Raw genomic sequence first — 12,956 nt, forward strand, 5'->3', positions numbered from 1 at the left:
CAATCCCCAATCCCCAATCCCCAATCCCCAATCCCCAATCCCCAATCCCCAATCCCCAATCCCCAATCCCCAATCCCCAATCCCGGCCCTTGAGCCATACCGTACCGTCTGGTACGTTCGCGACGTTCTCCCCCGAACCACGGATGCATGGCAGTTGCCGCTGGGCCATTCCGGCCTGGCCTTGCGTGGGAGAGAGCAGCATGAACAAGCCTTGGATCGGGAGCATCGCCGCACTGGCGTTGCTGGTGGCATCGGCGTCGGCAGTGGCGGGCGCTTTCAGCAAGACTTACGAACGTATTCCCGGCTGGGATGGCGCCCCGATGGGCGCGCTGGTGCTGGTGCCGCAAGGGCAGGGTAGCGGGCCGTTTCCGTTGATCGTGATGCCGGCCAGCTGGTCGTTGCCGAACTTGGAATACCTTGGCCGTGCGACCCAACTGGCCAGCGACGGCTACGTGGTGGTGAGTTACACCTCGCGTGGATTCTGGGATTCGGCCGGGCAGATCGACATTGCCGGTGCGGACACCGTGGAGGACGTCAGTGCGGTGATCGACTGGGCGTTGGCGCATACGCCGGCCAACCCGAACGCGATCGGTGCGTCGGGCATCTCGTACGGGGCGGGCATCAGTCTGTTGGCGGCCGAGCGCGATCCGCGCATCAAGGCGGTGGCTGCGCTCAGTGGTTGGGCCGATCTGGAGGCATCTCTGTATTCCAACCGCACTGTCAGCCAGCAAGGGGTGGGGCTGTTGGTCGGTGCCGGCGCGTTGACCGGGCGGCCCGGGCCGGATCTGGCGCAGATCGGCGCACGGGTTGCGGTGGGCGATTACGACGGCGCGGTGCAGGGCTTCCTGCCGCAGGCGGCCTCGCGTAGCCCGGCAAGCGATGTGGCCGCACTTAACGCGCGTGGCACGGCGGTGTTGCTGGGCAATGCTTTCAACGACGGCTTGTTTCCGCCCAACCAGACCATCGCGTTCTTCAACCAGCTGCGCGGGCCCAAGCAGTTGCTGCTCAGCCAGGGCGATCACGCCACAGCAGAACTGCCGGGCGCGTTGGGCCTGCCCAACGAGGTGTATGCGGCGACCACGCGCTGGTTTGATCGTCATCTCAAGCAAGTGCGTAACGGGGTGGATGCCGAGGCGCCGGTGCGGTTGTCGCCGCGTGCGGGGCAATGGTTGGAATACACAGACTGGGCGTCGGTGCAGCAGGGCAGCACACGCTTGGGGCTATCCGCACCGGCAGGACTGCTTAGCCCCACCGGCGGTTTGATCGGCGGCACTGCCAGCGGTTGGCAGTCGCGCATCGCCACCGATGTGCCGACGTTGGCCGATTCGGGCGTGGTACTGGTCAGTGGTCTGTTGCAGGGCATCGGCCTGCCGGTGACTACTTCGATTCCGTTAGTGAATCGTGCTGGCGCTGCAGTGTGGGTTGGCGCGCCATCAAGCGGTGTGCGGCGGTTGGCGGGTAGCCCATCGCTGCGGGTGACCGTGGTGCCCAGTCAGTCGAAGGTGAGTTTGTTCGCGTATCTGTATCGCATGGATGCACTGGGCGTGGCGCAATTGATCACGCACGCGCCGTATTCGTTGCGCGGGGCCACACCGGGTCGTGCGGTAACGCTGGATTGGTCGCTGCAAGCGGCCGCTGCGGAGATTCCGGCAGGGCAGCGTCTGGTGTTGGTGATCGACACGCGCGACGTGCGTTACACCGACGCAAGCGATGGCGGCGGCACAGTGACATTTACTTCGCCGGTGGCAACGCCATCGGTGTTGAACGTGCCGCTGCGATAAGGTTGCGGTCGGCCAGTAACGCGGTAAGTCTTTGCCGGTTTGCATCTGATTGGGTGATTGCGTTGAGTAGTTTTCATCCCACCCTCTCGCACCTGCCTTTTTATCCGGTTGCAGGGCGGGTGATCTGTTACTTGGCTGCGGGGCCCTTGCCCGCCCACCATCGCGGGACACGCCGCAAGTACGTCCCTGTAGGCTCTTACGCGGCATCCATGCCGCGTAAGGTCCCGCGCCGGTGGGCGGGCAAGGACCAGTCGAGAGGGTCGGTGTGCAAGGTGCAAGCAAGCCACAACATGCGCTGTTCGGATAACGGCTCGACCGATCAGCACCCCAAGCAAGTCAAGCATCAGGCAAACTTTCAACAAAACAACCTACAAACGTCCTGGTGCGGTGTCCTCGCCGATTGCGGGACCATGTGGCGGCATGGATGCCGCCACTGAGCCTACATGGACGTACTTGCGGCGTGTCCCGCGAGCGGCGAGGGCACCGCGCCCTCGACCAACAAGGCTTCGCAACAAAGTCATAACGCCATGATTCGAAAGCTGGTCATCCTGAGTTGAGCTTGGTGATCTGAGCTTGGAAAGTGTGGATAAGGCAGTGACCGTAGCTGCCTTGAGAAATTGGAGAGTGTGGCTGCGTCGTTACAGACCATCGCCACGCAGCATTTATGCGGAATTTATGCCGCCGCCCCGGTAGGTCCATAGCGACTTTACGCAGGCCGGGAAGACACTGCGCAGGTTGGCGGAGCGGTTCCGCCCTGGACGATCCCGATGCATCCCTTGACCTGTCTGCTCCATCGGCGCTGCGCGCACGGTGCGGCAGCGTTTTGCCTTGTTGGCATGCACACGCTGCATGCGCCGTCGCACATCGCATCCATCGCGCCGCGTTGCGCGCGTCTCGGGGAGTAGCCGACATGCCTGCCTGGTTGTCCCTGTTGTGCGGCGTGGCCGTGCTCGTTGCCGCTGCGTACCTGTTGTACGTGGTGCTGCGGCCCGAAGACTTCTGATGCGAGTGCGCTCCGATGATTGAAACCCTACTTATCTATGCGCTGGCCATCGTGCTGGCGTGGCCCCTGGGCCGCTATCTGGCGGCGGTGATGCGTGGTGCCCCGATGCGTGGCGATGCGCTGTTCGGCTGGATCGAGCGGCCGTTGTATGCGTTGCTCGGTACCCGTCCGCAGCAGGGCATGTCGTGGCGCGGCTATGCCGTGGCGTTCTTGCTCAGCAACCTGGTTGTTGGTCTGCTGACCTGGGCGGTGTTCATGACCCAGGCGTGGCTGCCGTTCAACCCCGACGGCATCCCCAACATGCGCTGGGATACCGCGCTGCACACCATGGTGTCGTTCGTCACCAACACCAATCAGCAGCATTATTCGGGCCAGGCGCAGTTGTCGTATCTGGCGCAGATGACCGGCATCGTCGGCCTGCAGGTCGTGACGCCGATGATGGGCCTGGCGTTGGCGTTGGCGACCTTGCGTGCCTTGTTCGGCGGGCGAGCTGTCGCAGGCGTGCCCAATGCCTCGCTGGCATCGAACGCGACGACGAGTACCTCGCCACGGATGGCCGGGCCGGACGATCCGGAGATCGCAATACCGCGTCAGGGACGGCTGCAGTCGAGTTCCGGATTGGAAGCCCTGCCCGAAGCAGACGTCGGCAACTACTGGGCGGATGTGATCCGCGCCAGCGTGCGCGTCTTGTTGCCGCTGTGCCTGCTGTGGAGCGTACTGCTCGGCTGGCAAGGTGTGCCGTCCACGCTGCAGGGCGCTGCGACTGCGACACCGTTGGATAGCAGTGCGAGCATGCCCAAGCAGACCATTCCGGTCGGCCCGGTTGCCGCGATGGTCGCAGTCAAGCAACTCGGCACCAACGGCGGTGGCTGGTACGGCCCCAACAGTTCGGTGGCGCTGGAAAACCCCACGCCGTTGAGCAATTTTCTCGAAACGTTGGCGATCGTGTTGTTGCCGATGAGCGTGGTGTTCATGGTCGGCTATCTGACCGGGCGCAAACGTCTCACCGCCTTGGTATTCGGCACCATGCTGACGATGTCGGCCGCATCCACCGCGCTGTTGCTGTGGTCCGAAGCGCATTCGGCCAGCACGAGCTCGCCTGCCTTGATGGAAGGCAAAGAGGTGCGCATCGGCGCGGATGCCTCGGCGTTGTGGGCAGCGTTGACCACACAGACCTCCAACGGCTCGGTCAATGCGATGCACGATTCGCTGGCGCCATTGAGTGGCCTGGTCACGCTGGTGAATATGCTGATCAACGCGATCTGGGGCGGTATCGGCTGTGGTTTGCAGCAGTTCGTGGTGTATCTGCTGTTGAGCGTATTTCTGGCCGGGTTGATGACCGGACGCACGCCGGAGCTGTTCGGCCGCAAGATCGAATCGCGCGAAGTGCAGTTGCTGGCGTTATTGATCCTGCTGCAGCCGCTGGTGGTGCTGGGCTTCACCGCAGTGGCGCTGGCGGTGCCGGCGTTCACTGCCAATTCCAATCCCGGTTTCCATGGCATCAGCCAGGTGTTCTACGAGTACACCTCTGCCTTCGCCAACAACGGGTCGGGTTTCGAAGGGCTGGGCGATGCCACGTACTGGTGGAACCTGAGTTGCTCGGTGGTGCTGGTGCTGGGCCGGTATCCGGCATTGATCCTGCCGTTGATGGTGGCCGCGCGCATGGCGGTGAAGCGGCGCGCGCCGGAGTCTGCCGGCAGCCTGCAGGTCGAAACCCCCACCTTTGCGTTGACCCTGATGGCGATCGTGCTGGTGCTCACCGTGCTGCAGTTCATGCCGGCACTGGTGCTGGGTCCTATCGCTGAACACCTCGCCCTGGCGGCGTCCTGAGAGTTTTGAGCAATGTCTACGATCGATACGACTGAAAAACGCGAGCGCGGCGACGCAGCGTTGTTCGATGCTGCCGTGCTGATGGCGGCGATGCGTGCGGCCTTCCTCAAGTTGGCGCCGCGGCATTTGCTGCGCAGCCCGGTGATGGCGGTGGTGATGGGCGGCACGGTGCTGGCGGCGGTGATCACCGCCAGCGGGCATGGCAATGCCGGCTTCGGCTGGGCGGTAACGGCAATTTTGTTCGTCACCGTGTTGTTCGGCAATTTTGCCGAGGCCATCGCCGAAGCGCGTGGACGTGGGCAGGCCGCATCGTTGCGCCGTGCACGCAAGGATCTGGTCGCGCGTCGCGTGGAAACCGCGCTCGGCGGCCGCGAGACGCGCGTGCCGGCGGCAGAGTTGCGCCCGGGCGATTACGTGATGGTGTCCGAGGGCGAATTCGTCCCGGCCGATGGCGAAATCGTGCGCGGCGTTGCAACGATCAACGAAGCGGCGGTGACCGGCGAATCGGCACCGGTACTGCGCGAAGCCGGCACCGATCGCAGTGGTGTGATCGGCGGCACGCGGGTGCTCTCCGACGAGATTGTGTTCAAGGTCACCGCCGAGCCGGGGCATAGCTTTCTGGATCGCATGATCGCGTTGGTGGAAGGCGCCAACCGGCAGAAGACGCCGAACGAAATCGCGCTGACCTTGTTGCTGGCGGCGATGACGCTGACCTTCTTGATTGTGGTGGCGTCGTTGCCGGCGATTGCTGGATTCGTCGGTGTCACGCTGGATCCGCTGCTGCTGATCGCACTGCTGGTGTGCCTGATTCCGACCACCATCGGCGGGCTATTGCCGGCGATCGGTATTGCCGGCATGAACCGCGCGTTGTCGGCCAATGTGTTGGCCAAATCCGGCAAGGCGGTGGAAGTGGCTGGCGACGTGGACGTGTTGCTGCTCGACAAGACCGGCACCATCACCTACGGCGACCGTCAGGCCACCGCGTTTCATCCATTGGCCGGCATCGATCCTGCGCAACTGCGCGATGCGGCGATGCTGGCATCGCTGGCGGACCCGACGCCAGAAGGTAAATCCATCGTCAAACTCGCGCACCAGCAGGGTGCGGTGGCAGTCGAACCGGACGGCGGGCATTTCATTGCGTTCACTGCGCAAACGCGCATGTCCGGCGTCGATATCGCCGGGCGCAGTATTCGCAAGGGTGCCGGCGACTCGATCGTGGCCTATGTGCAGGCAATGGGCGTCACGGTGTCGCCGGAATTGAACGGGCGCATCGAGGAAGTGGCACGCGGCGGTGCCACGCCGCTAGTGGTGGCCGAAGGCCGGCATGTACTGGGCGTGGTCGAGCTGAGCGACGTGGTCAAGCAGGGCATCAAGGAAAAATTCGCGCAGTTGCGTGCGATGGGCATCAAGACGGTGATGATCACCGGCGACAATCCGCTCACGGCCGCCGCGATTGCCGCCGAAGCCGGCGTGGACGATTACATTGCGCAGGCGCGCCCGGAAGACAAGCTGGCCCGCATCCGCGCCGAGCAGGCCGGCGGGCGGCTGGTGGCGATGGTCGGCGACGGCACCAACGATGCGCCGGCGCTTGCCCAGGCCGACGTGGGCCTGGCGATGAACTCCGGCACGCAGGCGGCCAAGGAGGCCGGCAACATGGTCGATCTGGATTCGGATCCGGCCAAATTGCTGGCGGTGGTCGAAGTGGGCAAGCAGCAGCTGATCACGCGCGGTGCGTTGACCACGTTCTCGCTGGCCAACGACGTCTCCAAGTATTTCGCGATCCTGCCGGCGCTGTTTGCCGCGGCGATTCCGTCGATGGCGGCGCTCAACGTGATGCAGTTGTCCAGCCCGCGGCATGCGGTGCTGGCGGCGTTGATCTTCAATGCGCTGATCATTCCGGCGTTGATTCCGCTGGCCTTGCGCGGCGTGCGCTTTCGTCCTTCCAGTGCCACGGCCTTGTTGCGCCGGAACATGCTGATCTACGGCGTGGGTGGCGTATTGCTGCCGTTTGCCGCAATCAAGTTGATCGACCTGGCGCTTGTCGCCGCTGTAGGAAACTGAGTCGTGACGATTTCTTCAAACACCAACCTATCCACGTCGCTCCCGTTGCGCGACGACGGCGCTCTACGCGGTTCGGTGATGCTCGCGTTGTTCATCCTGCTCGGGTTGGGCTTGAGCTATTCGCTGATCGCCACCGGCATCACTGGCGCGTTGTTTCCTGCGCAGGCGCACGGCTCGTTGCTGCGTGTGGACGCGCGCGTCGTCGGCTCGGCGCTGGTGGCCCAGCCGTTCGCCGATGCGCGTTATTTCCAGCCACGCCCCTCGGCTGCCAAGTACGACCCGACTGCGGCGGCCGGCAGCAACCAGGCGCGCTCCAATCCCGACCTGCAAGCGCGCATCGCGGCAACGCGTGCAGAAGTTGCTGCACGCGACGGCATCGCGCCCGGGGCAGTTCCCAGCGAGTTGCTCACCCAATCCGGCAGCGGCCTGGACCCGCACCTGAGCCCGGCCGCCGTGCAGGTGCAACTGCGCCGTGTCGCCAACGCGCGCGGCTGGCCGGAGCAACGCGTCGCCGCCATGGCGCAAGCCGCCACCGAACACCCACAGTTCGGTCTGCTTGGGCAGCCGCGGGTGAATGTTCTAGCGCTGAATCTGGCGCTTGATGCGGCTGGGAATCGGAAGTCGGGAATCGAGAATGGGTCAAAGCAACAGCGCTAGAGCCATCAGGTCGCGGTAGGCTCCACGAATTCCCAATCCCGACTCTCCAATCCCGGCCCCAATGCCCGACGCCCGTACCCAACAAGCCGACGCACTCATCGGCGAACTGCAGCGCGAACATGGTGGGCGCCTGACGGTGTTTCTGGGCGCGGCGCCCGGCGTGGGCAAGACCTACGCCATGCTGTCGCGCGCACGCGAGCGCTTGCGGCAGGGCATGGACGTGGTGGCCGGTGTGATCGAAACCCACGGCCGCAGCGAAACTGCTGCGCTGCTGGAGGGCCTGCCGCTGCTACCGCGCGCTCGCGTGAGTTACCAGGGCCGCGTGCTGGAGGAATTCGATCTGGACGCGCTGCTGGCGCGCAAGCCAAAGCTTGCCCTGATCGACGAACTGGCGCATCGCAATGTGCCGGGCAGCCGGCACGAGCGGCGCTGGCAGGACATCGTGGAACTGCTCGATGCCGGCATCGACGTCTACACCACGGTCAACATCCAGCATCTGGAAAGCCTCAACGACATCGTGCTGCGCATCACCGGCGTGCGCGTGTCCGAGACCGTGCCCGATGCGGTGTTCGACCGCCTGCGCGACATCGTGCTGGTGGATCTGCCGCCACGCGAACTGATCGAGCGGCTGCAGCAGGGCAAGGTGTATCTGCCCGAGCAGGCCACGCAGGCCTTGCAGGCGTTTTTTTCGCCCTCCAACCTCACTGCGTTGCGCGAGCTGGCGATGCAGACTGCGGCCGACCGCGTCGACAGCGACCTGCGCGACACCCAGGCCGCACGCGGATTGCCGGGCATCGCTGCGTTGCGTCGCCGCGTGGTGGTGGCCATCGACGGGCGTGGCAGCTCGGATTATCTGGTGCGCGTGGCGCGGCGATTGTCGGAGCGCCGCGATGCGCCGTGGACGGTGGTCACTGTGCAGACGCGCACCGTGGCCGATGCCGCGTGGCAGCTGGAAATCGACCGCGCGTTCGCACTGACACGCCGGTTGGGTGGCGACACCGCGCTGCTCCACGGCGCCAACGTCGCCGAGGCATTGCTGGATTTCGCTGCGCAAAACGGCGTATCCACGCTGGTGCTCGGGCGCACGCGCGAGCGCCCGCTGGCGCGCATGTTCAACCGCACGCTGACCCAGCAACTGCTGCAGCGTGGCGCCCATTACGAACTGGTCATCGTCAGCTCCGCCGATGCGCGTGCACGTGCGCGCCAGCGTTGGCGCAATCCGCGCCAGTGGCTGCAGCGTTACGACCTGGCCTTCGCAGCGATCGCGGCTGCCGCAGCCGTTGCGGTGGCGTGGGTGATCCAGCGCTGGACCGACATCGACGATCTGTCGATGGTGTTCATCGTCGCAGTGGTGCTGGTGGCCTCGCGCACGCGCATGGCCGCTGCGGTGATTGCCGCGTTGCTGAGTTTTGTCGCCTACAACTTCTTCTTCATCGAACCGCGCTTCACCTTGCACATCAGCGCGCGCCAGGGCGTGGTGACGGTGTGCCTGTTCCTGATCGCCGCACTGGTGGCCGGGCGCCTGGCCTCGCGCCTGCGTAGCCAGGTGCTGGCACTGCGCGCCGCCAACACGCATGCCAATGCACTGCAGACGCTGGCGCGCGAACTCAGCACCGCCGCCGATCTGGGGCAGGTATTGGAAGCCGGACGCCGCGCGTTGGCGACAGCGCTCGATGCAGAAACCTGGCTGCGTCTGGAACAACGTGAAAGCGATGCACCGGCCAGCTTCGGCGCACTCGATCGCAGCGCAGCGGATTGGACCCAGCGTATCGGTCAACCGGCCGGCCGTTTCACCGATACGCTTGCCGGCGCGCAGTGGTGGTGCCTGCCGGTGCGGCACGAACGCGGCAGCCTGGGTGTGGCGGCGCTGCGCTTTCGCCAGGCCGTAGAGCGGCCAGGGTTGGAGCAGCGGCGGCTGGCCGAAGCGATGGTGGAAGACATCGGCCAGGCGGCGTTGCGCACGCGTCTGGTCGCCGATCTGGAAGGCGCGCGCGTCAGTGGTGAAACCGAGCGCCTGCGCTCGGCGTTGCTGTCGTCTGTCTCGCACGATCTGCGCTCGCCGCTGGCGTCGATGATCGGCTCGGCCAGCAGCCTTGCCAACTACGGCGACGCGATGGACGCGCAGGACCGCCACAGCCTGCTCGACACCATCCAGCTCGAAGGCGAGCGACTGGATCGCTACATCCAGAACCTGCTCGACATGACCCGGCTCGGCCACACCGGGCTGACCTTGAATCGCGACTGGATCGGCGTGGACGAGCTGCTCGGCTCGGCCACACGCCGGCTGCAGCGCTACCAGCCGGCGGTACGCCTGCAACTGGATCTGGCCGTCGACCTGCCGGCGATCTGGGTGCACCCGGCGCTGGTGGAACAGGCGATCTTCAACGTGCTGGAGAATGCGGCGAAATTTTCGCCACCGGGCATCGCGGTGACTGTGCAGGCGCGGCTGCAGGCCGGCGCCCTGCAGATCGATATCGGCGACCAGGGGCCGGGCATTCCCGAAGACGAGCGCGCACGCATCTTCGACATGTTCTACAGCGTCGAGCGTGGCGACCGCGGTCGCAATGGCACCGGGCTGGGTCTTGCCATTTGCCAGGGCATGATCGGCGCACATGGTGGCAGCGTGGAGGCGCTGGCCGGCGCAGATGGTCACGGCACCACGATCCGCATTACGCTGCCGTTGCTCGTTCCCGTCGCGCCACCTCGCCCCGATGCCGACTGACCCCACTGCCATCCCGCCCGCCCGTGTGCTGATCGTCGACGACGAGCCGCAGATCCGCCGCTTTCTCGACATCAGCCTGCGCGCGCAGGGCTACCGCGTGCTGCAGGCCGGCACCGCCGAAGAAGGCCTGGCCGTGCTGGCCGGGCAGGGCGCCGAACTGGTGGTGCTGGACATCGGCCTGCCCGATCGCGACGGCCACGAAGTGCTGCGCGAGATCCGCCAGTGGTCCAACGTACCGGTGATCATGCTCACCGTGCGCGCCGGCGAAACCGAAAAGGTGGCCGCGCTCGATGCCGGCGCCAACGACTACGTCACCAAGCCGTTCGGCGTGCAGGAATTGATGGCACGCATCCGCGCGCTGCTACGCCAGGCCGGCGCCGGCAGCACGGTAGAAGAAAGCGTGTTCGACGACGGCCGCCTGCACATCCATCTGGGTCTGCGCGAGGTCACGCTGGCGGGCGAAGCGGTACCGTTGAGTCGCAAGGAATACGCCTTGCTCGCGCTATTGCTCAAGCACGCCGGCCGCGTGGTCACCCAGCCGCAACTGCTACGCGAAGTGTGGGGCCCCACTCACGAAGAAGACACCCATTACCTGCGCATCCTGGTCGGCAAGCTGCGCCAGAAACTGCACGACGATGCCGCCGACCCGCAGTACATCGTCACCGAACCGGGTGTGGGTTTGCGCTTTATCGGTGTGACGCGTTGAGCGTGCTGCAATGTGGCGCCCGCCAAATTTAAGAAGCGGCATCGAAATCGCGCATAAACTTCGATTTTTGAAATGCGATTGGAATGACGTGGCAGCTAGGGTTGCCTGAAAAATTATGCGGCATCTATCCTACAACTGGCCCTGGGCGCTCCTGTTCTTGTGCCTGTTCACGTTGCATGCTCTGCTGCTTGCTTAACTGCTCCCGATGAATATCCACACCATGCTGGATGGATACTTCGACTGGTGTATTGATCGCAACCTCTGTTGGCACATGAGCTCGCATACTCGCAGGGTTGCTTGGCTCTCCTTGTACCGCAAAAAGATATTGACCCGCCTGCCTAGATGGGGTGGCCGTACTAAGTATTACGTGGTCCACACGCGTGAGACCATTTGCCATTGCTTCAGTAGCCAGACATGCGGCTGCTCGATCGCTCCGATCATCTGGTAACCGCCCCATCGAGCGGTCTAGCGCATGAACATGTTCCACGCACTGTCCAAATATTTGTGGGAGAGCTGGTGAGTCAATGGCAAATGGTGCAGGCGGTCCAAAGGGGTGTGCGCCCTGGTGATAATGAGGGTCGGTAGGTTCAAGTGCAGAAGACCACGCTCTGCCCTCCCAAGTATGGATCTCCCCTGAAGGATTGGTGACAGACAAGCTACCTTCGCGGTCAACTCGCACCTGAGAAATTTCTTCTCTAGCCAGTTCATTTCTACCTGTAATTGTCAGGATGGGACCAGACGTTCTTTCATCCATCCGGTCGAGGATGCGGGAGCCATTCACCGGATCTCGTAACATCGCGTCAAACAACTGCAAGCTAGGCTCATTGTTGAACCCTCGGGCCAAGGCCGGGTTGTCGGCTTCCCTGACCTTAGATTGCCATTCCTCGCTACCTTGTCCTTGTCCGAGTTCCAATGCGTTGACGAGGCCAACCCCCCGAAGCGTCGCATCGCGCCCGGACACGATCGCTGCCCTGGCAGCGGGATTTAACCCATTAATGCCTTGATTCCCGATCCATTCGCGCACCGCATCCGCAGTCATGCCATCCGATTGCTGGAGGCTTTCGACAAGCAATGCTCCACGGGCTTGGTTTTGGTTGTAAAGTTTACTGGTCACGGCAACAATTGCGGCAGCGCTCTCGGGATGGTCCCTATTGAGATCCTGCAGCCAAATTATCTGCGAAAGGGGCTGGCCAACAGCTTCCCATTTTCGGTCCACCTGCTGATCGTTCAGGCCTTGAACAAATGTCCGGCCGTCGTCTGACCTGAGGAACTCGTTGAGTCGATCCTGCTCTGCGGTCGAAAGGTCATTACCTACTTGTCCAGGGGTCTGCAGGCGCTGCAGAAGGTTCGTTTGCTCTAGGTGGTTGAACTGCTGTTGAGGCGGGGCCCACTCTGCATAGTGGCGAAGCATCTCCTCGGCAGCAGCTCCCCGCCCAGGCTGACCGAAGTCCCACTGCATAATGCCTACAGACCAGCCTGAATTTCCGGTGCCGTGTTGCAAGGCGTACGCGGCGCCAAGATTCACTTCGCTGGCACGGCCCACAGCGCTGTATGCAAGCACTTCGAAGCTTTGACGACTTAACGCGTCGTAGCGGTATCCTTGTGTCATCTTCGTCCCCTAAGGAATGGCTTTTATCAACTGTTCCAGTTGCTCGATACGTAGCCGAGTGGCGTTTATGCTGCAGTCTGCAGTCAGGGCATCTTGTTCATTGCGAGACATGCCCTGCACCAATGGCTCGGCTTGGCAATAGGCATCTCGATAAGTGCGCCAGGCTTTAGACGCAGCATTGAAATTCTTTTCCAGATCATCCAGATAAGCGGGATCGTCAGTCGCATAGCTGGCGTAGCGCACGCGCGCCTTGTCGAGGATTTCCCTTTCGATTCTTGTCAATTTTTCGTTGATCGAACGAGTTTCACGTAACGAGATGCACGTTGCGCCCAATAGCTTGCAGTCAGCTTCCGGCAAGGCCAACAGGCATGCTTGTCGATCTTTGGTTGCAGCAATGCGGGAGCAGTCCGAACTGGCTCTTGTTGATGAAGTGCTTGGCTGGCCTGAAGCGACAGCGCCAGCCTCCGGCGACGAACAGCCTGCCAACGACAGCAATGCAGATGTTGCTATCCATCGCGCGGCCGTTCCCAGTGTGAAAGCGGCTCTATCGGGTTTTTTTCTGGTGGCGATCATAGGCATTCTCTAGT

The 12,956-nt window shown here is 63.5% G+C and carries 9 protein-coding genes; 7 read left to right on the forward strand and 2 right to left on the reverse strand.

Going from position 1 to position 12,956, the window contains the following annotated elements; all coding sequences use genetic code 11:
- The first annotated feature begins 200 nt into the window (after positions 1-200).
- The 7 genes from XcyCFBP4188_RS17710 (at position 201) to XcyCFBP4188_RS17740 (ending at position 10,760) form a co-directional block, all read left to right on the forward strand.
- Positions 201-1,781, forward strand: a complete 1,581-nt coding sequence (locus XcyCFBP4188_RS17710; RefSeq protein WP_006452203.1) for a CocE/NonD family hydrolase — start codon at positions 201-203, stop codon at positions 1,779-1,781.
- A gap of 910 nt (positions 1,782-2,691) precedes the next feature.
- A complete protein-coding gene (locus tag XcyCFBP4188_RS17715; protein ID WP_006452907.1) occupies positions 2,692-2,784 on the forward strand; it encodes a potassium-transporting ATPase subunit F in 93 nt (30 codons plus the stop codon).
- Between the two features lie 15 nt (positions 2,785-2,799).
- Positions 2,800-4,614, forward strand: a complete 1,815-nt coding sequence (gene kdpA, locus XcyCFBP4188_RS17720) for a potassium-transporting ATPase subunit KdpA (RefSeq protein WP_006452906.1) — start codon at positions 2,800-2,802, stop codon at positions 4,612-4,614.
- A gap of 12 nt (positions 4,615-4,626) precedes the next feature.
- Positions 4,627-6,675, forward strand: a complete 2,049-nt coding sequence (gene kdpB, locus XcyCFBP4188_RS17725; RefSeq protein ID WP_046932384.1) for a potassium-transporting ATPase subunit KdpB — start codon at positions 4,627-4,629, stop codon at positions 6,673-6,675.
- Positions 6,676-6,678: 3 nt separating this feature from the next.
- Positions 6,679-7,332 (forward strand): potassium-transporting ATPase subunit KdpC, encoded by a 654-nt coding sequence (kdpC, locus tag XcyCFBP4188_RS17730; RefSeq protein WP_104592546.1) that lies wholly within the window; start codon positions 6,679-6,681, stop codon positions 7,330-7,332.
- 61 nt (positions 7,333-7,393) lie between these two features.
- Positions 7,394-10,054 (forward strand): sensor histidine kinase, encoded by a 2,661-nt coding sequence (locus XcyCFBP4188_RS17735; RefSeq protein WP_104592547.1) that lies wholly within the window; start codon positions 7,394-7,396, stop codon positions 10,052-10,054.
- The gene (locus XcyCFBP4188_RS17740) at positions 10,044-10,760 is read left to right on the forward strand and encodes a response regulator (RefSeq protein ID WP_006451857.1); all 717 of its coding nucleotides are present in this window, start codon (positions 10,044-10,046) and stop codon (positions 10,758-10,760) included. The genes XcyCFBP4188_RS17735 and XcyCFBP4188_RS17740 overlap by 11 nt, the downstream gene beginning before the upstream one ends.
- A gap of 124 nt (positions 10,761-10,884) precedes the next feature.
- On the opposite strand, the gene XcyCFBP4188_RS22925 is transcribed toward XcyCFBP4188_RS17740, so the two are convergent.
- A complete protein-coding gene (locus XcyCFBP4188_RS22925; protein ID WP_155767017.1) occupies positions 10,885-12,369 on the reverse strand; it encodes an XVIPCD domain-containing protein in 1,485 nt (494 codons plus the stop codon).
- Positions 12,370-12,378: 9 nt separating this feature from the next.
- Positions 12,379-12,942 (reverse strand): lysozyme inhibitor LprI family protein, encoded by a 564-nt coding sequence (locus XcyCFBP4188_RS17760; protein ID WP_080949626.1) that lies wholly within the window; start codon positions 12,940-12,942, stop codon positions 12,379-12,381.
- Between the last annotated feature and the right edge of the window lie 14 nt (positions 12,943-12,956).

This window comes from Xanthomonas hortorum pv. cynarae, from assembly GCF_002939985.1.
GTDB lineage: Bacteria > Pseudomonadota > Gammaproteobacteria > Xanthomonadales > Xanthomonadaceae > Xanthomonas > Xanthomonas hortorum_D.

Excerpts from the sequence above, each read along its gene's own strand:
- kdpA (WP_006452906.1), top strand. The coding sequence starts at position 2,800 with ATGATTGAAACCCTACTTATCTATGCGCTGGCCATCGTGCTGGCGTGG.
- XcyCFBP4188_RS17760 (WP_080949626.1), bottom strand. The coding sequence starts at position 12,942 with ATGATCGCCACCAGAAAAAAACCCGATAGAGCCGCTTTCACACTGGGA.
- XcyCFBP4188_RS17740 (WP_006451857.1), top strand. The coding sequence starts at position 10,044 with ATGCCGACTGACCCCACTGCCATCCCGCCCGCCCGTGTGCTGATCGTC.
- XcyCFBP4188_RS17710 (WP_006452203.1), top strand. The coding sequence starts at position 201 with ATGAACAAGCCTTGGATCGGGAGCATCGCCGCACTGGCGTTGCTGGTG.
- XcyCFBP4188_RS17715 (WP_006452907.1), top strand. The coding sequence starts at position 2,692 with ATGCCTGCCTGGTTGTCCCTGTTGTGCGGCGTGGCCGTGCTCGTTGCC.
- XcyCFBP4188_RS22925 (WP_155767017.1), bottom strand. The coding sequence starts at position 12,369 with ATGACACAAGGATACCGCTACGACGCGTTAAGTCGTCAAAGCTTCGAA.
- kdpB (WP_046932384.1), top strand. The coding sequence starts at position 4,627 with ATGTCTACGATCGATACGACTGAAAAACGCGAGCGCGGCGACGCAGCG.
- XcyCFBP4188_RS17735 (WP_104592547.1), top strand. The coding sequence starts at position 7,394 with ATGCCCGACGCCCGTACCCAACAAGCCGACGCACTCATCGGCGAACTG.